Genomic DNA, 21,241 nt, shown 5'->3' on the forward strand with positions numbered 1-21,241 from the left:
TATGGTTAGTTTTAGCATGATAATGCTAAAAATCGAAGCTAACATAGTGCTTCCACTATGTAGTCGTATTAAAAGTTCTAATTTATTGTTCACTTATGACAGCTTCTTAATGATTAGTTTAAACATATTTTTAAATATTATTTAAAATTTTAAACATCTATATTGTTGTTATATATTAGAAACAACTTGTTCTTCTTTTTTGTGGATTAAAAATATATTAAACAATTTTAAACTTCTCCATTATTTCAATATTTGCGGGACCATAGGGACCAACTCCTCGGACATAAGCGATACGATAGTTTGGTAGTGTTTCGACTTTAAATTTCATAAATGATACATTTTGAATGTAGCATGGTTTAAAATTATATACATTTTATTTTTTAACTTTTTTGAAATATTGTAAAATAATGTTTTATTCTAGCCAAATTGGATATTTATGTTAAAATAATTAAGTGTTGTGAAGTGAAAGGTACTATATTAAGACCATTGACATACAGCTCGACGATAATAGAACAACAGTCCCAGTCTATCTGGCACCGAGCTATACAAAGACTATTGCTGATGAATTTGTTATAGATTTTTTCGGAGAAATGAATCTTGATACATCGAATATGGAGGTTAGTTCCTATCAAAATGAAGGTGTTTATTGGATCCGAGGTGAGATAGATTATAATATATGGTTTCGTTTCTTAGATGGAAGTTACAGTTATACCGATTTTTCAAGCTTTGACGAAGATATGGATCCAAAAGATGTAAATGAAGAAACCATAATAGAAGAATTAAAACAATTCGGCATACATCTACCTCATGATTCAGTTTTTCAAAAAGTCGATGCTGGAAGCTATCAGTGGTCTGTAGATAAAAAGGTAATAGATAATCAGCTTATAGATGGAGTTTTAGGGGTTAGTTATTACAACGACGATACAGTGAAAAGTATTGAGAATCAATTAATAACCTATGTCAAGGTAAGGGATGTTCAAATAAAAAGCGAACAAGAAGCATACAAAGAAATTTCAGATGGAAAATTTCAACATTACTCTAATAATAAAAGAATAGAATCGTTACATATCCACAATGTAGAGGTGAGCTATCATTTAGATTCCAAAGGATATTATCAACCTGTTTATGCTTTTCAAAGTACGGTAGATGGAAGGAAGATGACTATCTTTATTCCGGGAATCTAGAAAACATTATTGCTGATTATAGCAGCGTGTTAGACATTGAAATGTAAAAAACTTTATGAAAATGATTAAATAAAACTGTAATTTACTAGAGGTGGTCTCCTTTTTTTTCTGCTTTTCCTTGCCCCAACACCCGGTTTGACAACGGTTTCAATAAAGTGATTATTCTGCCAAGAAAGTGTTATATCCTCTCAAAGCCTTGAAACACAAGCTTTTTTTGTTCGCAAAAAACTACAATAGACGGGATAGTCTATTCGTTGCTAGTATATGGTTGAGGTTGGCCGTTCATTTTTCTGAATAATTTTGCGATTGATAAAAGGATAGTAATGATGAGGAAGTTTTATAACTAATCCTTTATTTATGTGTACTTCTGTAACCGTTTGCATGGCGTTGCGCTAGTAATGTTACCTTTAGTTTTAGAGTGACTTAGCCGTTGTTAACGTCAGCATTTGTTCGGAAGCATGAATTATGAATGTGGCCAATGTTCAAAGGAGGGGGTGATAGGGCAACAAAGAATCTACGGTTTGCCAGTTCCAATTGGTTATGGAACTGGGAGAGTTTTTGTTGATTGCGGCCCGCCGGTAGTTATGTCGTGAGGAAAGTCTCAAATGAAATGGGAGCGGTATTTTCAGGAGAGAGCTGAACATGAAAACGATAAAACAAGGAGGAATTTTCAAATTGACAAATAACAAACACATAAGAAGAACGTTTGCAATACTTACTACATTTGTCCTGTTATTTTCAAATTTTTCATTCGTAGTAGCTACAGAACCGACTAGTACGAGTGATTACACGGTGCTCTCAGCAACTGATTTTGAAAACAGTGACACATGGGGCTTTTCACCAGGTGGGGGAGCAACTGCTGAAGTAGTGGCAGAAGAAGATGGTAATAATTATTTACACACTACTGGTAGTGGTAGTGGGTCTCGTACGATTGTAAAAACACTTGAGGCACCAACCACAGATTCAGGGGTGCATTTTACCTTTGACTGGAAGCCAGGTGATGTTTCAACTGAGGTAAACTCAAGTGAAATTTCATTCACTGATGTGAATGGGAATGCCATATTCCGTCTTGTTAAAGCAGGTGGGACAGATGGTGAACTTCTTTATGAGGTTGGAACAAATGGGACGGATTTAACGAAAGCACAGTCTGTTACGAATGTTAGTACAGATGGAAGCTGGTTGTCTGTCGATGTTTTATTTGATTTCAACAATGAAAGCGTTTCATTCAATGTGCAAGATAAAAATGATGAGACAAAAAGCTTCACTGTTGCCAATGTTGATTTTAGCACTTTAAACTATGTAAATAGTTTAGCTGAAATTTCAGTAACGGGGAATCGTGCAAGCGGTAATAATCTAAATTTCGTAACAGGATTGGATAATATCTCTATTTCCGGTTCAGGTGTACCTGCTCCCACACAAGAAGAACAAAACATTGTATCGATTGTGAGCGAGTATAATACAGAGTTAGAAATTCCTAAAGACGTAGCGAAGGAAGAAGTCATTTCATTTTTCCCAAGTACTGTTGATGTGCAACTAGAGAATGATGTTGTCGTTGAGGTGACTGTAGATTGGGATAGTGTTGATTATGATTCGACTGCATTTGGTGCGTATACCTTTACAGGCGTATTAAATACGGACGATGTACCAAACGTTGGAAATGGAAATAATATTGAAGCAAATGCTACGGTAACTGTTGCTGAGGCTGCAGCCATGCCTCAGATTGATGGATATCAAGGCATTTATTATAGTGATTTCGGTGATACGGTTGAAGTGGTTCCAGTAAACTGGGGTTTTACGACGTCTTCTGCTACTCTTTCAATTAATAAGGAAGATGTCGCTGGAAACACAACACCTAAGCTTCAATACAGCATTGTGAATCAATCTGGTGGTCGTGTCGCTACGAAGAATTTTGATTCGGCTGTAAAAGGCGCTGAGATACTAGTTAAATTTGACTGGTATCCAGGTAAGAACAATGATAAAGGTGACAGAGCTTCTGAAAATGGCGGCGAATTTAGAATTATTGATAGCTCAGGTAATACCGTATTTACGTTAAATAATACCAATAATGCGCCGCTCACGTATTTTGCTGGTAATCAGGAACCTACTGAAACAGGCATTACTGAGCCAGAAGCATGGTATGGTGTTGAGGTTACGTTTGATTTAATGAATAATGAGGCAACGTTAACACTGACAAATTCAGCTGGTGTAACCGAGGAACATACGTCTTCTTTAGAAGGTGTAGCTTTTGATGGTTCGGTTGCTACAGTGAGATTAGTAGGGATTCGGACATCTGGTAATAACCATACGTGGACGACGTACCTTGATAATCTCGGAATCTATAGTGTACCAATTTCTGATAATACGATTACAAAGGTAGATAAGTTATCTTATCAGAGAGTGTATGTTAATGAAACAACAGAAGACATTGCGTCAATCGGCTTACCTGAAACCGTTACTGTAACACTTGCAGATAATAGTAAGAAAGAGATTACTGTGAGTGAATGGGAAGTGGTTGGGAAGCAATGGAATCCTAGTGAATCAGGAGTTTACGAGTTTAATGGGGTTCTTGCAGAAACAGAAGGTGTAGAGAACGGCTTTGATAGATCGGCTAAATTGTACGTCTATAATCGTTTGACTCCACCTGAGTCTGAACGTCAGACAGAGTGGCTTGACAGAGGCGTCATCGCTCTTAACTCTGAAGAGGGAATCTTCATTAGCTGGCGTTTGTTAGCAGATGAATATAATCAAGATGTGAAGTTTAATATTTATCGCGGGGAAGAGAAGTTAAATGCTGAGCCTTTGGCTGTGACAAACTTTGTTGACGTAGAAGGTGAACCAGGCGCTACGTATTCAGTGGAAACACTAGTAAACGGTAAATCTACTGAGAAAAATGAAGTCGAAGCAGTGGGTACTGATTATCTTTCAATCCCAATGCAAAAGCCTGAGGGCGGTACGACGGCTACAGGAGATTACACGTATAATGTAAATGATTCGAGTGTAGGCGATTTAGATGGTGATGGTGAGTATGAGGTCATCGTGAAATGGTATCCGTCTAATTCGATTGATAGTTCACAACAAGGAATGACAGGTCCAACTATTTTTGATGCGTATAAAATGGATGGGACGCTTTTATGGCGGATAAATATGGGTCACAACCTTACTTCTGGTGCCCATTATCATCAATTTGTAGTTGCTGACTTTGATGGAAATGGCAAAAGTGAATTTCTTATTAAAACGGCGGATGCGACAACATCTTATGGGACGACAGATGGCGTGTTCGATAGCAGCAAGGTACTAAGTGTTATTGGAAATGCAGAAGATGATGGAAAATGGGTCAATGACCAAGGTCATGTTTACGGCGGACCTGAATATATTTCCGTTTTCGATGGGGAAACAGGAGAGGTTATTGATACGACTGATTATGCATTTCCACTAGGAGACGTTTCTTCTTGGGGAGATACATGGCACAATCGTTCAGACAGATTCCTTTCTGGACTTGCCTATTTAGACGGAGTGAAGCCAAGTGCTATTTATGGCAGAGGCTATTATGAACGAACTTCCTTTGTTGCCTATAGTTTAGTTAATGGTGAACTTGTTGAGGAATGGACCTTTGATTCGGCCGAAGAAGGCAGAGGCGGCGGGTTAGGCTACCATAGTCTTGCTACTGGCGATGTCGACAATGATGGTTTCGATGAAATTATCGCTGGTTCATTAACTCTTGATCATGATGGCACAATTCTTTATGCGATGGATGGGGAAATGAACCGTGAAGCTGGATCACACGGGGATGCGCTTCATGTTGGGGCATTTGATCCTGATCGCGAAGGTCTTCATGTTTTTGCTGTTCATGAAGTGCCGGCAGTTGCTTCTGTTGAGTATCATGATGGTGCAACAGGCGAAACGCTTCAGTCGTATTATGCTTATAATGACGCTGGTCGAGGCGTTGCTGCAAACATTACCTCGAATCCAGGATATGAATTCTGGGGAACTGGAGGTCCAGATGCTGAAACTGGCGGCGGGATCTACAGTGTACAGGGCGGTGTTGTAGCTGATAGCTTTAGAGACGCAGGTCTATCTGTGAACTTTGCAACGTATTGGGATGGAGACCTGTTAAAAGAACTACTTGATGATACATCGATAACTAAATACAACGAACAAACAGGTAAGTCTGAGCTCGTTAAAAAGTTTGAAGGTGTAGTTAGTAATAATGGAACAAAAGCGACACCAACGTTACAAGCTGATATTTTAGGAGACTGGCGTGAAGAAGTTCTTCTGCCTACAACGGATAGTTCTGAGCTGAGAATTTTCAGTACGACAACTCCGACTGACTACAGACTTTATACGTTGATGCACGATACAGTCTACCGTATGGGTGTTGCGTGGCAGAATTCAGCTTACAATCAGCCACCTCATATTGGTTTTTATTTAGGTGAAGATATTAGGGCACAAGTACTTGCTGGGGACTTAGATGCACCAAAGGTTACGTATACCAATAAACCTGAAAGTGAAGAGAAGCCAAAACCGAAGCCAAGTCCAAAACCAAAACAAAAACCGAAATCAAAACCTCAGCCGGGTCAAGTCATTGTAGACAATGATGTAGTGACGGTTAAACGTGAATTAACAGAGGATGGAAAATTAAAAGTTACAAAAACATTCAAGAAGGACCAAATCAAGAAACTAATTGATGGTCAAGAAAATCTTGAGCGAGTGACTGTGAAAATTGAAAAAGCAAATGGTGAAGTAGGCGAAGTGAGGGTTCCAGCTTCAATTAATGAATTGCTAATTGAAAAGAATCCACGTGCTGTCATTGAAATTGAGTCAGAAGAAGGAACGTATCGCTTCCCGGTTTCTGAAGTGAATAGTGAAGCACTTGCAGCTGAGCTTGGAAGTGTTGAGTTTGATATCACGATTTCAGTTAATGAAGTGGAAGGTCCTGAAGTGACCACTCAAAGCACGGAAGAGAAAGTAGTATCAAAGTATGTGGAGTTTAAAGTTTTAGCTAGTGCCAATGGGGAAGAGGTTAACTTAAGTCAATTTAATGGCTATGTAGAAGGGGAAATCAGTGTTTCAGCTGATGTAAACCCAAACCTTGCTACGGTAGTGAAGCTTGAAGCGGATGGCAGCTATACATCTGTCCCAACGGTCATTGAGGGAGAGATAGCGACATTTAAGAGCATGTCTAGTGGTACGCATGTCGTTATCGAAAGAAAGTAAGCTTTACCGATTTACCAGATACATTCTGGGCAAAGGACCATTTTGATAAGTTAGCAGTGAAGCAGATTTTCCAAGGTAGTGATGGGAATGTGATGCCAAACGAAGCAACAACGCATATCAACTTAGCTGTTCTTATTACAAGAAGCCTTGGTCTCGAAGCAAGAAGCGAGTATAACAGCCAATTCACTGATGTTCAGGGCGACGAGTGGTTTACCTCTGAGCTAATGGCAGCGGTAGAAGCAGGCATCATTAATGGAAAAGACGATAATAGCTTCGATGCCTATTCTATTGTTACTCGTGAGCAAGCAGCCGCAATGATTGCGCGTGCGATGAACTTTGTCGAGTTTGATGAGAACGAGTTAGACAGTTCAAAGCAGGCAGCAGCCTTCGGTGATTACAGCCGTATTAGTGGATTTGCATAAGCTGATGTCGAGACATTACTGCAAGCAGGGATTATCGATGAACGCGAGAGCTTTAATCCGAAAGAATCAACGAAACGTGCACAAATGGCAAAAATGATTGATGAGATGCTCCAGTTTATCAATTTCTCTAATTAATTTTATTTAAAAAGGCTGTTCCGTAAGTCAGGATAAACTGACTGACGGGCAGCCTTTTTTTGTTGGCTAAAGGTGGAATGCGCTGTGGTAAGTGCTAGCTGCTTTTTTGCTGGTGATAAAGGAGAGAACGTTGCTGATAACAGGTGGGAAGTGGATAAATGTGCGGAAGTTGCTGATAACGGCCGGAGTTGCTGATAAAAGTGGGGAAGTTGCTGATAAAAGCCGGAGTTGCTGAAAAAAGGTGGAAAGTCGCCGAAAACCGCGTGAAGTTGCTGAAAAAAGTGAGGAAGTCGCTGATAACGGCCGGAGTTGCTGAAAAAAGAGAGAAAGTCGCCGATAACCGCGCGAAGTTGCCGAAAAAAGTGAGGAAGTCGCTGATAACGGCCGGAGTTGCTGAAAAAAGAGAGAAAGTCGCCGATAACCGCGCGAAGTTGCTGAAAAAAGTGGGGAAGTTGCTGATAAAAGCCGGAGTTGCTGAAAAAAGGTGGAAAGTCGCCGAAAACCGCGTGAAGTTGCTGAAAAAAGAGAGAAAGTCGCCGATAAAAGCCCGAAGTTCTGTTGTTGCGACAAGGCTTCTGGCCATTGATGAGATCATTTCCCACATATATAACCTAATTTAGCTAAAGATATTGTTAGAAAAAGGAACTAGACGAAGAATGATTCGGAAGGAGGTTTGAATGAATTATCGGGAGAGAGGAACTGATATAGCCTTCGTTTCTTAGGTGATTTGCTTGTTCCTATTTAAATTCAGACAGGAGCTATCAGTTTATGTTAATATCGCTCATAAAAAAAGTGCTTCAAAAAACAATTAATATTGAGCATTGGAAGTTATTGATAATGGGTATTATTTTTCTCATTTTAAGTTCATTTATCATTTATTTAATAGAGCCGAATGAATTTAAAAACCCATTTAACGGTTTTTGGTTCGTGATGACAACTGTTTCGCAAGTTGGTTTTGGCGATTATGTTCCTAAAACAACCGTCGGTAAACTGTATACCGTGATATTATACCTTGTCGGCGTAGGTTTTTTTGCGATTATAATTGCCAAGTGGATAGACTTATTAAATAATTATGAAGAATTAAAGGAGAAGGAGATAATGGGCTATAAAGGAAAAAAGCACATGGTTATGATTAATTGGTCTCAAAAAGCTAAATTTACAATTGACGAAATTCTTGAGCGAAATAAAAATAGTGAGATTGTGTTAATTGATCAAGGAAATGAGTCCCCGATACAACATCCACGAGTTCATTATGTGAAAGGAAACGCAACGAAAACAGATACTCTTACTAGAGCGAATGTTCTGTATGCTGAAGCCATTTGTATTTTTGCACCTGATTATCCAACCGATGAGATGGCTGGGGATGGGAAGACGTTATTAATTGCGTCAACGATTAAACAAATGGCCGAAGAGAATAAATCTGACATCTATGTTATTGTCGAGATTTTAGATGAAGACCATGTATCAAATACGAACCAAGATTATATCGACGAATTCATTTTATCGAATAAGCCATTTTCTCAATTAATGGCGAACACGGTCCTGCATAAACAGCTTGACCCAAATCGTTAGTGGAAAAGGTTTAAATGATAAGTATCAGGTATAAACTAATTAATTGGTTATGGATGATGCTTATTTTTTTGTTAAAATGCTGTCTTACCTATGATGGACGAGGTTATTTTTGATAGGGGAAAATCGTTAATGATTCGTTATCCTCTTTGCCATAGGCATAAAAAATAGCTTTTAAGTTATATTCTTTTCGTTCTAATTCGCTTTTCAACCATTCTTCTGACTTATTTAATAAAGCAAGATTTTTATGTTTAATTCGACCTTCTGCAATCACGGTTATCGGTAACCCTTGGTATTCGGGATTGATGTTTAAGTCTTTTGGTGTTAACGTCCGTAAATGATTTTTTGGAATAATACTCATATGACCATTTGGCTCTAAGATAGCATATTCGACATCTTGAATATCAGGATATCCAAAAGAGCGAATACTCGATAATAATTCTGTAATAGAATAGCGAATTTGTTTTAAATTTTTTTGAGCTATTTCTCCATTTTTTATTAAAATGGTCGGTTCCCCAATGATAAAACGAGTGAGTGCTTCACGTAGACTCAATCTAGATAGCGTCAGATAAAAAAAGCCAATTAAGATAATGCATAGTAACGCGTGAAAGAACCCTTCAATTTTTACGGCACCTAGTGCTGAATAAGATAAAAAAATCACGGTTACTAAATCGTAGGCTGTCCATTGTGATAATAGAGTTTTGCCAAGTAAGCGCATAACAATAAAGACTGAGATAAATAAGCCGGATAATTTTAACGTTTCAAGTATCATTTGATCAAACCTTTAGTGGAATTTTAGTAAAACACATACTCATAATATGTTCTTTTACGATAGAGATTATTTAAGTGGGTAATTCTTTTTAAGGAATAACCGTAAAAAAACAGTAGGAGGGAGTCTTACTACTGTTTTCCTCCATTTTTTAGTTGATTAATCCACCAAAATAACATATAACCCAGAAAACAAGATAAATCGATGAGATATACTATACTCCACAGATAACTAATAATGTTGAAACTTTGGTTATTAAAAAAACCTTGATGTGGGTGTTGAATCCATTCATTGAATAGTAAAAATCGAGAACTTGATGTTTTGCTATCTAGCATGAACCAGAGAAAGTGAACACCAAATAAAGTTGTCGTATGTATAATAAATAACCATTGCCGAGCCTTTAAATAAGTAATGCTGTCCACTTTTAGCTCATCTATCTCATTTCTTTTACGATACCGTTTAAATTTCTGCAGTATATACTTTTCGATGCGCTCAAAATCTGAACTTCCTATAGTACTGGCGTAAAGGATAAAAAGAATGATAACGACTTGGAAAAAAGAAACTTTACCGGTGAAGTAGTAGTTAACTCCAGCTAATACAGCCTGGAAAAAAGTGCATAGAATGATGAGAAGCAAACACCATTGACTTAGGCGATACAATCTCAACCGGTACCGGCTTATTAAGAACATCAACGCAGCTAACCAAGTTAGCCCTTCTGAAAGGATAAATAATACCCAGCCATGCTCATACAGGAAATACAATCATTTCCCTCCTCAATGTTCGATTTATAACATGTCCTGAGTTTATTTACCTATATGTGTATAAACGTGGATATATGCAGACATCAATACAATAAACACTGCATTTACTTCATCGACATGGAGGAAAGTAGCTAGGATAAATAAAACAACTTAGAGGGGAAGATATAAGAATAGCCATCATAAAAGGGGACGTTTAAAGTGACAGTCGGAACACAGGTTAGGCAGGCGTTAACGAATGCTAAAAATGTACAAGCTAATTTTGAAACAATTGCACTTCAAACCAAAGGCGAGGGGGCAAAGGAAAAGTACGCTAAAGCCGCGGGACAGTTTCAAGATATAATTGAAGGGTTAGAAACGCGAATGGAGAAACTTGAGCTAGAAGAACCGAGTTACAAAATGGAAACAGATGGTTGAGAACATGAAAGAAAAAGGCTTTCTCATCATTTGAGTTAGTCCTTTCTGTTCTTTACATCGTATAGATTACATTCAGTCGATAGAGAATTTGTCTTAAACTAATTAGAGACTCTACCTCATCCTCATCTTTCACATATTCCCTCAGCGATTCAACTTCTAGTTCAATGTCTTTATAATCTGTCATCACTGCTAAAAGTTGTAACTTCCACTTCCGCGCTTGGCATATTCTTTTCGAACTCCTCTATGTGAAAGATGGCCTCGTCCTATTCTTCTTGTTCAATCTGATCTTGCAACTGAGAAATTTCGTTAAATAATACTTCGTCCTTTTCGGTTTTCATTGCTTTAAGGCAAAAGGATGTTTTTAAACTGTCCGATGTCGAAACGGCCGTTATGGAGAAAAACGGACAAATTAGTGTATTGAAAAAAAACCGAACTGCAGCCGTTAACACCTAAAGATGTCGGGAAGGTAACAGAACAGGTACGCGAACCCCGTATCGTTATTATAGATGGGAATGTGATGGAAAGAAGTTTGAGTGAATATGGGTATACGAAAAATTGGCTGGCAGGCGAGATTACGAAGCAAGGCGCAAGGAATTTTTCGGATGTGTTTTGTGCACAAATTGATTCAATGGGAAATGTTTATATGGATTTGTATAATGATACATTGAAAATGCCGCAAGTGAAACAAAAGTTATTGGTTGCCGCAAATATTAAACAGCTCCAGGCAAATTTAGTGGATTTTTCGTTGCAAACTGAGAACGAAAATGCAAAAGATATGTACAATGGGTATGCCAAACAAATGGAGAAATTGTTAGATAAGATGAGTGGGTATTTAAAAGAGTAGTATGAGAAAAAAATAGTTAAAAGAAGCAAGGAAATTTGGAGACTGTAAGAGGGCACTGAAATAGGAAAAGCACCCTTTTTCAGTGCCCTTGGAAATTTGTGCTCTTTTAAACTATAAGTGAAAGACTATTTTGAAGTAGTTATAGAGACGTGCCTCTTCTTTGTGAGAAGGGTGAAGCAAATTAATAAATCGATACAAGACTTTTAATGTTAAAATACCTCATTTACTTCCCAAGATTCAACTATCTGGTGAGCAGTTCTTGGGTCATACCCTCTTCCAATTAAATAACTGATAGCTGCTATTTCTCTCATTGCATGTAGATATGAAGTGAATTGAGCTTCTTTAAGACCATATTGAACAAGAGGTTCGAGTGTTGACAACGTCTGACTTTTTAACTGATGTGTTTGAGGATAAAGATGTTGATGGTGATATTGATAAGGGTTTTCAACTTGATTCAAATGATGTGGATTATGTGGTGATTGGTAAACGTGGTTATTCATAAATTCGTCTCCTTTGGATTAAATAATATAAAATAGCCTATGTATGCCTATCACAAGGGGTGTGCCTATTTTGTGGGATCAGCCCACCCTTTCTGACACGCGACATGTCCCCCTAATAAGAAATCTCTTGAAACAGCCTAGATAGAATTTAGGCTGTTTTTTGATGTCCAGATAATGATTTGTATGAATGGATAACAGAAAATGGTAATGTAATAGTTGGCTATCCTTTAAAAATAAATAGTAAATAGTGTAGGGGTCCGGCGAGGATGCATCGTCTATTATACTGACACCAATTCGAAAGGGGGAGAGAGTGGTGGAGCCGTTAATAGAAAAGGCAAGTCAAGGCAATGAACATGCTTTTCGAATGTTAATAGAAACGTATAAAGACTATGTCTTTCGCTGTATATACGGTGTGTTACATAACCAAAAGGATGCGGAAGACGCGTCCCAGGAAGTGTGGATTAAAATCTATACCTCTCTCCCTCAGTATGAACAGCAAGGTTTTAAGACGTGGATTACGAGAATTGCTGTGAATCATTCGATTGATTGCAAGCGAAAGAAAGCTAGACGGGGTGAAGAACTCGTCGATGAAGTACCGGAAAAATCAGAAATACCACAACGCCAAACGAGTCGGGGCGTTGAAAACATCGTCTTGCGAAAAGAACAGAAAGAACTTGTGTTGCAACACTTGCAGGAAGTACCAGAATCATACCGGGTTCTTATTGAGGGATTTTATTTAAAAGAGAAGACGTATCAACAATTGGCAGCCGAACAAAACGTTCAAGTAAAAACGATTGAAACCAAACTGTACCGGGCGCGATTATGGATGAGGAAACATTGGAAGGAGGAGGATTTCATATGAATCATATTTCATTGGGTGAGTGGAAGACGTATGCAAGAGGCGACATGACCGCAGACAACCGAACCTTTTACGAACAGCATCTGTACACATGTGACCAATGCATGACTTTATATATGGAAGCCGTTGAGTCGATCCAAGACGAGATTCCTATCATTGAAGAACCATCTTATATAGACGAGATCCTATCAAAAATTCCTTTTGAGCAAAACAAAAAAATATCAGTCGAGAAAGAGATAACGAAAAAATGGCACGAAGAAAAAGTGTTTCATTATGTGTTGGCGGCAGCCATGACATTCGTATTAATGACATCAGGGGTATTTTCGGAGTTAACGAATGTTTCGACACAATTTGAAAAAAATCAACAAACTCACCATCAATCTTCATTTACAGAGAATGTATTAAATAAAACGACCGATTTATTAGGTCGAGTAGAACAATCGCAAAAAGAGGAGGCGAATGACAATGAATAAACAGAAGAACCCCATTATTGCTTTTTTATTAGCCTTTATACCTGGGGGAGGATTGCTTTATTTAGGTAAGTTCTTTCAAGGTATTATGTTTTTATTATTAGTTATGGGCTCTATACCATTTGCATTCTTGGTAGAGAGCGCATTTCGAGAGGAAGTCTTGATTATGGTACTCGGTGGGGGATTTCTCGTCTATGTGATTAGCATAGTCAATACAGCAATGATGGCTTCGAAAATAGTAAAAGAAAAGTCAGAGGGAGACGATGCTCTAGTTGCAGACGCATCACAAGGAAGTACGGAACGGTTTTACACGATTATTTTATCAGTCATTCCTGGGCTCGGTCATTTTCAACTAGGTTTAATGAATCGAGGGGTTACATTTCTTGCGTCTTTCCTTGGAATCACGGCAATGATTATGTTTGTAACAGTAATGACGGGGAGAGAAGAGTTTCTTGTCTTCTTAATGATTCTTCCAGTGATTTTGGTTTATAACTTCTTTGACACGATGAAGTTGTTGAATAAAAAGCAAGCAGGCGAAGAGCTTTCTGATCGGTCGATTCTTGAAGACTTAGAAACGCATCATGAGGATGGTAAGAAAAGCAAGGCGATAGCAACCTTTCTCTCCATATTCCCAGGAGCAGGACATCTTTACTTAGGATACCAACGTAGAGGGATTCAGTTGATGGCGGCGTTTCTCTTTTCAATCTATATATTAGACGTACTTCGGCTCGGAATTTTTCTCTTTTTTGTCCCAATCATCTGGTTTTATAGCTTCTTCGATGGCTTACAGCGAGCATCAAAGCATAACAAAGAACCATTAGAAGATGTGCCGATTGTTTCCTATTTCGTCAATCAGCAGAAATGGATTGGCATTGGGCTTGTTGCCCTTGGTGTGTACTATCTTGGAACAAGTATTTTATTACCGGTCCTGTCACCAATCATTTCGGAGTATCTAAATATCGATATCTACCATTTGATGTATAACTATCTGCAAACAGGACTAGTCTGCCTTCTTCTTATTGTTGGAGGCGTTAAGTTACTGTCAGGTAGCAAGAAAAAGTCACGGGATAAGGAGGAATTAGAATGAGAACCTGGAGAGTGGGAACCATTTCGATGGGGGCCGCATTATTATTTTTAGGAGTATTCCTGCTTTTATCGCAAATTCTGCACTGGGATACTGCCTACCTTTTAGCAAGCTGGTGGCCGGTTGTGCTTATTATCCTTGGTGGAGAAATATTGGTTTATTTGTTTATGTCACGCCAAGAAACCCCTTATTTGAAGTTTGATTTCCTTAGCATTTTCTTAGTGGGGTTGATTGGCACCGCGGGAATTGGCTTCACGGTGTTGCAAGCATCGGGAATTACGGGTGAGTTTCAAACATATATACAGTCTGAGGTAAGAACAGATGATCTTCCGCTGTTCTCTCAACAAATGAATGAGGATATCACAAGAATTGTCGTCGAATCGGGCAATCATCCATTAACGGTGGAATCGACTACTAATAATGAAGTGAGTATATTTGGAACATACCAAGGGTTATTTCCAAAAGCTTTAATCAACACGTCGAATGAATACCTTCTTGCAGAAGAAAAAGGTGATACCTTATATCTTACCTTTAAAGAATTACCAGTGGGGAGTGAGTTTATCCACTCTCAGATGTCTACCTTACAAGCAACGTTAGTCGTACCGTCGTCACTTTCACTAGAGTTATCGAGTGAGTACACGCCATTAACGTTAAAGCCAAGAGAACTCAGAAGCCCTTGGGATGTAACGGGAAATGGACAAATAACGATGAAGCTACCAAAAAACAATGACATTATGATTTATGCTGAGAATGTTAATCAAATTTTGGGTGAGTCCTTACAATGGCAGTTTACAGAAGCTACTGCTGATGAAGCATCAGAAGATAAAAAGTCAGCTAAATTAAAACTTGGTAATGGTGAATATCCGATTACTTTATCAAATGCAGAGAGCGTGGATGTGTTGCTTTCAAAGTAGCTGTAGAGAAGAGAAGATGACGTTGCTTTATTATCGAAACGGGAAAATAGATGAAGACTAATGAATGGGAACAGGTACTATTAAGTATTTATAGTTATGATTTTGCTAAAAAATAATATATCGTTGTAAATCTGTTCTTTTATTACTGCTTCATCACATTTTTCATATTCATTTGTCAACAAATAGATTTCCTTAATAAATAAAATCATTTCTTCGTTAGAAATCATAATTATCTCCTTAATGGTATTTGTATTGTATGTATAGGTAAATTAAACCTGCATATAAATAATACCAGGTATTTAGTCACAATGTAAATCCAGATTCAGCTTTTTGTTAGTCAAATTAACCATTAATTTTACTATTGTATTAGATTCATGTGTTCTGATAGGAGCTACATCAATTCTACGCGATTTCATTTTCAAGATTCCGCAAGAAATTTGTCTTTCACTCAACCTGTTTTTATAGCCTGTTGAAGACAGTGTTAGTCTCGGAAATGGAATAATGGCATTGACAGGCTGGAGTACTATTTCACTTGTTATTACTAGAAGGAGAGTCAATCAACGTTACTTGAACAGTATCCAAAAAAAGGAAGACGCATGTTAGCTTTGTCTAATATGTGTTTTTTCATTTTCGTTTTTATTGTCCTCTCTGCATTTAATGCATATTATTTTAAATTTAACTAATAATATTCTCAGGTACATTTACAAACGAGGAATAAAAAATAAAAGCAAAAGTGTAATTTTCTTAGATGTTACATGGGACATTTAAACTAAGAAAAAGACTCAGTAAATTTTAGTGAATAGGCTGTGGCTGATATGATAGAAAAACAAACAGAACTTTTAAATCAAATTAGAACTCTGGAAGTGAAGGTAAGTCAATTTGAGCTACAGTATTGGAGATCATTTTCGGATTTTGGTACATGGCAGTTCTGGGTAGTGCTTATCACGGTAGTTGCACCGTTAATCGTATTATTCCTTTCAATTGATAAAAGGAAAATATTACTTCTTGGATTTTTTGGATTTAATTACCACGTTTGGTTTCACTATGCAAATACTGCTGGGATTGAACTAGGTCTCTGGGAATATCCCTATCAAATAGTTCCCATTTTACCAAGCTTTGCGTTAGATGCTTCATTAGTTCCGGTGTGTTTTATGTTGTTATATCAATGGTCGTTAAATCATAAAAAGAATATCTATCTATACTCTGTGCTGTTATCGGCAGTATTTGCCTTTGTATTAAAACCAATTATGGTAAACTTACACTTTTTCCATATGTTTAAGGGAATAAATTATATTCATTTATTTTTATTTTATGTGGCATTTTTTATTGTATCTAAACTTATTACGAACCTGTTTCTATGGTTGCAAAAAAAGGAAAAGTAATTACGTTTTGCCGAAGCATACAAGACTACAATACTTGGGCACTAACGTTCAGACTAGGAAAATTAGCTCACCCCATTACATACATAATTTTCCTTTAACCAGTAAGATTACAGCAAACTACACTAGTAAAGTATAGTTTGAGCATTCTAGTGGATAGAGATTATTAATTTGGTAGCGGGAACCTCAACAAGCCTGCTCCCCTAATCTGGAACAGGCTTGCTGAGGTATGATTAAATTTTCTCTATGTTCACTCGACCAGAGAAAAATGTGGCCCCACCGCCCATGTCTGCGAGCCTATCAGGAGCTAGCGCATTAACCAACTGCTTTTTTCCTGGCATGTCTGCCCATAGTCCTTGACTGACAACCACACCTGGAAGAACATTCTCTCCAACAGCAGCAATGATTTCACATTCGCCACGGTCATTCCAAATTCTAACTAACTCTCCGTCTGCAATTCCTATCTTTTCGGCATCTAGTCGGTTAAGATGAACTTTTGCAGATTTCTCTAAATTTTGATGCTTTTCGTTGTTTGAGAAAGTTGAATTTAAGAAGTTATGGTTTGGTCCTGGTATAAAAAGATACGAGAAATTCACATCTTCGACTAATGGTGTATGTGTTGGGAGAGCAGGGAATCCTTTCTTGACCATTTGTTCAGAATAGAGCTCGATTTTTCCACTTGGCGTACCGAGATTTTTGAATGAGTAAGGAGAGCGATCGGCTTTCATGTATTGTTCCTTCAACAAGGTATCAAAATTCACATGTTTAAAATAGCGGTTTTCTGGATAATCAAGCGCTTGACGCATTAACTCTTCATCTGAGTCTTGCAAGGCCCCCTCATCAAACCCCATCGCTTTAGCAAGTAAGCGAAAGACATCGGTATTTGACTTGCTTTCTCCAAAGGGTTCGATGATGGGTTGCTGCATGTGTACATAATGATGCCAATAGGAAGTGTAAAAATCCAAGTTCTCAAAAGCTGATGTTGCAGGTAAAACGATATCTGCATATTGTGCTGTTTCTGTTAGAAATAAATCATGGACCACTGTAAATAAATCTTTCCGTTTTAATCCTTGACGTACTTTATTACTCTCGGGTGCGACAATCGCTGGATTCGAACCGTATACAAATAAAGAGTAGACAGGTGGGGTCGTCTCGCGTAAGACTTTTCCGATTTGGTTCATATTAAATGTACGAGTTTGCTTGTTTTTTAACAAGTCAGGTCTTTGTAAGGCTGTTGTGTTATAGGCTAAGAAACTACTATTTGATTTGATGGCCCCACCGCCTGTTTCAAGCCACGCACCCGTTAATGCAGGGAGACATGCGATTGTGCGAACAATCATCCCCCCATTATCATGATGCTGTAAGCCATTCCCGATTCGAATGAGAGAAGGGGAGGCATTGCCATACATATGAGTTAGCTTATATATATCTTCAACAGGAACACCGGTGATAGTAGAGACAGTCTCTGGATCATATTGTTTTACATGGTCTTCTAATTCCTCAAACCCAAGCGTGTATACTTTCAAGAAATCTTGATTCACCATCTGTTTAGAAAATAATATATGCATCATTCCCAGAGCTAAGGCCCCGTCCGTTCCAGGTTGTATGGGGATAAACCAATCAGCCATCCGTCCTGTTTGGTTTTTATGAACATCGATAACGACAATTTTGGCGCCATTTTCTTTGCGAGCTTTTTGGGCAATTGTCATTTGATGCATATTTGTGCTAACCGCATTAATTCCCCACATAATAAAGAGCTTTGTGTTCGTTGTTTCTTCAGGGTCCGTCCCCGAACTAGAGCCCATTGTATACTCATATCCCGCCGATCCTGCAACAGAACAAATGGCACGGTCTAATTGACTCGATCCAAGGCGATGGAAAAAGCGTCGGTCCATTCCTTCAGCTGTAAGGTTGCCCATATTTCCATAGAAACTATAAGGAAGAATCGACTCAGGGCCGTGTTGATTTATGAGTGACTTCCATTTTGTTGCGATCGTTTCAATGGCTTCGTCCCAACTAATAGGAGCGAAGGTTCCTTCTCCTTTTGGACCGATCCGTTTTAGGGGTGTTGTTAATCTCTTAGAATCATATAGTCGTTCACTCATATTCCTTACTTTGTTACAAATGCTTCCTTGAGTAACCGGATGATTAGGATCACCTTCCACTTTTACTATTTTGCCATCTTCTTTATGCACCAACAGTCCGCACTGATCCGGACAGTCTAGGGAACATACAGAAGGAAAGACGCCATCTTTCTTCGTTTCAATTGATTGCATAACCAAAATCCTTTCACACAAAAATAAGTTATTAAATTATAACATATTGAATAGTAGAAACGTTCTCATATAAATTGACAGCATTCTACATGTTTATGTTTATGGAGGTAAAAGAATTCCTTGCTGAGGGGAGGCCACTGAAAAACCCTTTGAAAGCATTTCGAGGAAGCAGTAATGGCTTCACTTGTTGCGCGCCTTGCTATGAAAAAACCACTCATAGCCAGGCTTTTCAAAACCGGGCAACGGCTTCGCGCATTACTAAGAGCCCACTGAAAAAGGAAAAGCCCCTTTTTCAATGGCCTCGCTGAGGGGAGGCCTTTTATTTCTGATTGAACCTGTTTATTGTTGGAAGGAGCAATCGATTATTCCTAAATTTGAATCAAAAAGTCAAAATATTAAAAATAGACAATGAATGCTAAAAATGGTCAATGTTAATGGTCTTTGCTAACAAGTAGACTATAGATAACAGAAAGGAGGAACCCTATGAAACCTGAATTGGACCAATCGATAACGCTAAACGACAATTATAAATGGAAGAAATGGAAGCGTTTTAAAAAACAAATTTACTTTCAAATTTTTGTGTTAATAGGCATTTTATTTCTACTGATTTTCAATTACACTCCGATGTTTGGCATTCTGATGGCATTTAAAAACTATACAATTTCAGATGGTATCGCCGGAATTTTCACGAGTGAGTGGGTTGGGATGAAGCATTTCCAAGAATTTGTTAACGATTATCGTTTTTCAGATTTAGTACGGAATACGTTAGTTCTTAGTCTTTTGAAGGTAGTCTTTACCTTTCCAGCACCCATCATCTTTGCGATTATGTTAAATGAGGTGAGGCATTCAACCTTGAAACGCTTTGTTCAGACGGCGAGTTATCTCCCGCATTTCATTTCATGGGTTGTAGTACTCGGAATTGCCTCGGCCTTTTTTTCAATTAACAACGGGTTAGTCAATGAATGGTTATTGGCTTTGAACATCATCCAAGAACCACTTCCTATCTTAATAGATGCTAACTATTTCTGGGGATTAGCGGTGAGTAGTGCAATTTGGAAGGAAATGGGTTGGTGGACGATTATCTTTTTAGCAGCTATTGCAGGCATTAGTCCTTCCTTATACGAAGCTGCTGAAATTGATGGAGCAAGCCGATTAGCTCGTATATGGTACGTAACCATACCGGGAATGTTAGGGACGATTGTGGTTGTGTTGATTCTTACAATCGGAAGTATGTTAGGCGGAGGATTGGTAGGGTCTAACTTCGAGCAGGCCTTTCTATTCGGTAACACGGTAAATAATAGTACCTCCGAAATTATTCAAACCTATGCATTTAAGGTTGGTTTAGCTGAAGGACGTTTTGCCTACGCCGCAGCAATCGATTTAATTCAAGCGGTTATCTCTATCTTCTTAATTTTTTCTAGTAATTTTATTGCGAAAAAAGTATCTGGTAAAGGTTTATTTTAGAAGTGGAAAACAAGCGAGGTGATGTAGGTGGCTAAGCGGAAGACACGAGAAGATTGGGTTATTGATTCAATAAACTACTTTATATTAACGTTGATAACGCTATTATGTTTATACCCATTTTATTATTTAGTGATTATTTCATTTAATGAAGGACGGGATACGATACTTGGTGGGATTTATTTATGGCCGCGGTCGTTTACATTTGAAAACTATCAAGCCTTTTTTACGGATATTACATGGTTAAAAGCTTTTGGGATATCAGTTCTACGTACAGTAGTTGGAGCAATACTTGGTGTATTTTTCACCTGTCTTGTTGCTTATGGACTGGCGTATAAAGATTTAATGTTCAAAAAGTTTTATTTCATCCTCATCATTGTGGCGATGTATTTCTCGGGAGGATTAATTCCTTACTATGTACTTTTAAGAGAATTAGCTCTTTTAAACACATTTTGGGTATACGTTATCCCGTCGATGCTTAATATTTTCTTTTTACTTATTGCGATTTCATTTTTTAGAGAAATTCCTGGAGAATTACAAGAATCCGCAAGAATTGATGGAGCCAATGATTTGACGATTTTCTTAAAGATTATCTTACCGATTTCAATGCCGCTTGTAGCGACGATGTCATTGTTTCTAGGGGTAGGGCAGTGGAATTCTTGGTTAGACTCAGCCTATTTTGTATCCAACGACAATTTACGGACGTTAACGTATCGAATGATGGAGATTATTAATCAAAGTCAAATCTCCAGTCAGCAAGATTCTGCTTTTGGTATGGGGGCGAGCCAAGTGACAAGTTTTTCTCTACAAGTAACGGCGATGGTTGTTGCTGTGGCACCGATTTTACTTTTGTATCCTTTTTTACAAAAACATTTTGTTAAAGGCGTTATGCTTGGTGGGGTAAAGGAATAATTCAGTGAGAAATTGGTATACAGCTATTAATCTCTTTATAGATTAGTAGCTTTACTATAAAATTAACTTTGGAG

The 21,241-nt window shown here is 38.0% G+C and carries 21 protein-coding genes and 2 pseudogenes; 16 read left to right on the forward strand and 7 right to left on the reverse strand.

Annotated elements, in window-relative coordinates:
- Nucleotides 1-226: 226 nt before the first annotated feature.
- Nucleotides 227-328: pseudogene (locus CEF19_RS23900) on the reverse strand (DNA gyrase inhibitor); the annotation flags it as partial.
- A gap of 262 nt (nt 329-590) precedes the next feature.
- Between CEF19_RS23900 and CEF19_RS20660 the strand changes: the two are divergent.
- From CEF19_RS20660 to CEF19_RS20680, 6 genes and pseudogenes are all read left to right on the forward strand, one after another.
- On the forward strand, nt 591-1,184 hold the full coding sequence (locus CEF19_RS20660; RefSeq protein WP_100407797.1) for a hypothetical protein: 594 nt from the start codon (nt 591-593) through the stop codon (nt 1,182-1,184).
- Nucleotides 1,185-1,826: 642 nt separating this feature from the next.
- A complete protein-coding gene (locus tag CEF19_RS20665) occupies nt 1,827-6,398 on the forward strand; it encodes a rhamnogalacturonan lyase (RefSeq protein WP_100407798.1) in 4,572 nt (1,523 codons plus the stop codon).
- Nucleotides 6,399-6,454: 56 nt separating this feature from the next.
- On the forward strand, nt 6,455-6,820 hold the full coding sequence (locus tag CEF19_RS20670) for an S-layer homology domain-containing protein (RefSeq protein WP_157801036.1): 366 nt from the start codon (nt 6,455-6,457) through the stop codon (nt 6,818-6,820).
- 15 nt (nt 6,821-6,835) lie between these two features.
- Nucleotides 6,836-6,955 (forward strand): annotated as a pseudogene (locus CEF19_RS24375) (hypothetical protein); the annotation flags it as partial.
- A gap of 200 nt (nt 6,956-7,155) precedes the next feature.
- A complete protein-coding gene (locus tag CEF19_RS20675) occupies nt 7,156-7,575 on the forward strand; it encodes a hypothetical protein (RefSeq protein ID WP_157801037.1) in 420 nt (139 codons plus the stop codon).
- A 148-nt stretch (nt 7,576-7,723) separates the two neighbouring features.
- Nucleotides 7,724-8,527: a potassium channel family protein gene (locus CEF19_RS20680; protein ID WP_100407801.1), complete on the forward strand. Its 804-nt coding sequence runs from the start codon at nt 7,724-7,726 to the stop codon at nt 8,525-8,527.
- A 103-nt stretch (nt 8,528-8,630) separates the two neighbouring features.
- Here CEF19_RS20680 and CEF19_RS20685 read toward each other — a convergent pair whose 3' ends face one another.
- A complete protein-coding gene (locus tag CEF19_RS20685; protein WP_100407802.1) occupies nt 8,631-9,296 on the reverse strand; it encodes a DUF421 domain-containing protein in 666 nt (221 codons plus the stop codon).
- A gap of 128 nt (nt 9,297-9,424) precedes the next feature.
- Nucleotides 9,425-10,054: a hypothetical protein gene (locus CEF19_RS20690; protein ID WP_100407803.1), complete on the reverse strand. Its 630-nt coding sequence runs from the start codon at nt 10,052-10,054 to the stop codon at nt 9,425-9,427.
- A gap of 198 nt (nt 10,055-10,252) precedes the next feature.
- Between CEF19_RS20690 and CEF19_RS20695 the strand changes: the two genes are divergently transcribed.
- On the forward strand, nt 10,253-10,468 hold the full coding sequence (locus tag CEF19_RS20695) for a DUF1657 domain-containing protein (RefSeq protein WP_100407804.1): 216 nt from the start codon (nt 10,253-10,255) through the stop codon (nt 10,466-10,468).
- Nucleotides 10,469-10,520: 52 nt separating this feature from the next.
- On the opposite strand, the gene CEF19_RS24045 is transcribed toward CEF19_RS20695, so the two are convergent.
- Nucleotides 10,521-10,652 (reverse strand): hypothetical protein, encoded by a 132-nt coding sequence (locus CEF19_RS24045; protein WP_264755142.1) that lies wholly within the window; start codon nt 10,650-10,652, stop codon nt 10,521-10,523.
- A gap of 152 nt (nt 10,653-10,804) precedes the next feature.
- Here CEF19_RS24045 and CEF19_RS24380 point away from each other — a divergent pair, with 152 nt between their 5' ends.
- Both CEF19_RS24380 and CEF19_RS20705 read left to right on the forward strand, forming a co-directional pair.
- Nucleotides 10,805-10,921: a YetF domain-containing protein gene (locus tag CEF19_RS24380; protein WP_227522119.1), complete on the forward strand. Its 117-nt coding sequence runs from the start codon at nt 10,805-10,807 to the stop codon at nt 10,919-10,921.
- Nucleotides 10,902-11,312 carry a DUF1657 domain-containing protein gene (locus tag CEF19_RS20705; RefSeq protein WP_406565397.1) on the forward strand — a complete coding sequence of 137 codons (411 nt, stop codon included), beginning with the start codon at nt 10,902-10,904 and terminating at the stop codon, nt 11,310-11,312. The genes CEF19_RS24380 and CEF19_RS20705 overlap by 20 nt, the downstream gene beginning before the upstream one ends.
- Before the next feature lie 209 nt (nt 11,313-11,521).
- Here CEF19_RS20705 and CEF19_RS20710 read toward each other — a convergent pair whose 3' ends face one another.
- The gene (locus CEF19_RS20710) at nt 11,522-11,812 is read right to left on the reverse strand and encodes a hypothetical protein (RefSeq protein WP_100407806.1); all 291 of its coding nucleotides are present in this window, start codon (nt 11,810-11,812) and stop codon (nt 11,522-11,524) included.
- A 313-nt stretch (nt 11,813-12,125) separates the two neighbouring features.
- Here CEF19_RS20710 and CEF19_RS20715 point away from each other — a divergent pair, with 313 nt between their 5' ends.
- Genes CEF19_RS20715 through CEF19_RS20730 form a run of 4 tightly spaced genes read left to right on the forward strand, consistent with a single transcriptional unit; the run spans nt 12,126 to nt 15,139 of the window.
- Nucleotides 12,126-12,674, forward strand: coding sequence for a sigma-70 family RNA polymerase sigma factor (locus CEF19_RS20715; RefSeq protein WP_319830087.1), 549 nt, complete (start codon nt 12,126-12,128; stop codon nt 12,672-12,674).
- Nucleotides 12,671-13,144 (forward strand): hypothetical protein, encoded by a 474-nt coding sequence (locus CEF19_RS20720; protein WP_100407807.1) that lies wholly within the window; start codon nt 12,671-12,673, stop codon nt 13,142-13,144. The genes CEF19_RS20715 and CEF19_RS20720 overlap by 4 nt, the downstream gene beginning before the upstream one ends.
- A complete protein-coding gene (locus CEF19_RS20725) occupies nt 13,137-14,228 on the forward strand; it encodes a hypothetical protein (protein WP_157801039.1) in 1,092 nt (363 codons plus the stop codon). Before CEF19_RS20720 ends, CEF19_RS20725 begins: the two co-directional genes overlap by 8 nt.
- Complete coding sequence (locus CEF19_RS20730) at nt 14,225-15,139, forward strand: hypothetical protein (protein ID WP_100407809.1); 915 nt, start codon at nt 14,225-14,227, stop codon at nt 15,137-15,139. The genes CEF19_RS20725 and CEF19_RS20730 overlap by 4 nt, the downstream gene beginning before the upstream one ends.
- Nucleotides 15,140-15,219: 80 nt before the next feature.
- Here the strand turns inward: CEF19_RS20730 and CEF19_RS23360 are convergent, their stop codons facing one another.
- Nucleotides 15,220-15,366 carry a hypothetical protein gene (locus CEF19_RS23360; RefSeq protein ID WP_157801040.1) on the reverse strand — a complete coding sequence of 49 codons (147 nt, stop codon included), beginning with the start codon at nt 15,364-15,366 and terminating at the stop codon, nt 15,220-15,222.
- A 588-nt stretch (nt 15,367-15,954) separates the two neighbouring features.
- Here CEF19_RS23360 and CEF19_RS20735 point away from each other — a divergent pair.
- The gene (locus tag CEF19_RS20735; RefSeq protein WP_100408399.1) at nt 15,955-16,521 is read left to right on the forward strand and encodes a CBO0543 family protein; all 567 of its coding nucleotides are present in this window, start codon (nt 15,955-15,957) and stop codon (nt 16,519-16,521) included.
- Nucleotides 16,522-16,751: 230 nt separating this feature from the next.
- On the opposite strand, the gene CEF19_RS20740 is transcribed toward CEF19_RS20735, so the two are convergent.
- Nucleotides 16,752-18,794: a molybdopterin oxidoreductase family protein gene (locus tag CEF19_RS20740; protein WP_100407810.1), complete on the reverse strand. Its 2,043-nt coding sequence runs from the start codon at nt 18,792-18,794 to the stop codon at nt 16,752-16,754.
- A 483-nt stretch (nt 18,795-19,277) separates the two neighbouring features.
- Between CEF19_RS20740 and CEF19_RS20745 the strand changes: the two genes are divergently transcribed.
- On the forward strand, nt 19,278-20,258 hold the full coding sequence (locus tag CEF19_RS20745; RefSeq protein ID WP_100407811.1) for an ABC transporter permease: 981 nt from the start codon (nt 19,278-19,280) through the stop codon (nt 20,256-20,258).
- Nucleotides 20,259-20,285: 27 nt separating this feature from the next.
- On the forward strand, nt 20,286-21,167 hold the full coding sequence (locus CEF19_RS20750; protein WP_100407812.1) for a carbohydrate ABC transporter permease: 882 nt from the start codon (nt 20,286-20,288) through the stop codon (nt 21,165-21,167).
- Nucleotides 21,168-21,241 lie beyond the last annotated feature (74 nt).

Source organism: Bacillus solitudinis, from assembly GCF_002797395.1.
Taxonomy (GTDB): Bacteria; Bacillota; Bacilli; order Bacillales; family Bacillaceae_D; genus Halalkalibacter_A; species Halalkalibacter_A solitudinis.

Bases quoted from the DNA above. Each gene is read 5' to 3' on its own strand.
- CEF19_RS20660 (WP_100407797.1), top strand. From the start codon at position 591: ATGAATCTTGATACATCGAATATGGAGGTTAGTTCCTATCAAAATGAA.
- CEF19_RS20665 (WP_100407798.1), top strand. From the start codon at position 1,827: ATGAAAACGATAAAACAAGGAGGAATTTTCAAATTGACAAATAACAAA.
- CEF19_RS20680 (WP_100407801.1), top strand. From the start codon at position 7,724: ATGTTAATATCGCTCATAAAAAAAGTGCTTCAAAAAACAATTAATATT.
- CEF19_RS20685 (WP_100407802.1), bottom strand. From the start codon at position 9,296: ATGATACTTGAAACGTTAAAATTATCCGGCTTATTTATCTCAGTCTTT.
- CEF19_RS24045 (WP_264755142.1), bottom strand. From the start codon at position 10,652: ATGACAGATTATAAAGACATTGAACTAGAAGTTGAATCGCTGAGGGAA.
- CEF19_RS20710 (WP_100407806.1), bottom strand. From the start codon at position 11,812: ATGAATAACCACGTTTACCAATCACCACATAATCCACATCATTTGAAT.
- CEF19_RS20720 (WP_100407807.1), top strand. From the start codon at position 12,671: ATGAATCATATTTCATTGGGTGAGTGGAAGACGTATGCAAGAGGCGAC.
- CEF19_RS20725 (WP_157801039.1), top strand. From the start codon at position 13,137: ATGAATAAACAGAAGAACCCCATTATTGCTTTTTTATTAGCCTTTATA.
- CEF19_RS20730 (WP_100407809.1), top strand. From the start codon at position 14,225: ATGAGAACCTGGAGAGTGGGAACCATTTCGATGGGGGCCGCATTATTA.
- CEF19_RS23360 (WP_157801040.1), bottom strand. From the start codon at position 15,366: ATGATTTCTAACGAAGAAATGATTTTATTTATTAAGGAAATCTATTTG.
- CEF19_RS20735 (WP_100408399.1), top strand. From the start codon at position 15,955: ATGATAGAAAAACAAACAGAACTTTTAAATCAAATTAGAACTCTGGAA.
- CEF19_RS20740 (WP_100407810.1), bottom strand. From the start codon at position 18,794: ATGCAATCAATTGAAACGAAGAAAGATGGCGTCTTTCCTTCTGTATGT.
- CEF19_RS20745 (WP_100407811.1), top strand. From the start codon at position 19,278: ATGAAACCTGAATTGGACCAATCGATAACGCTAAACGACAATTATAAA.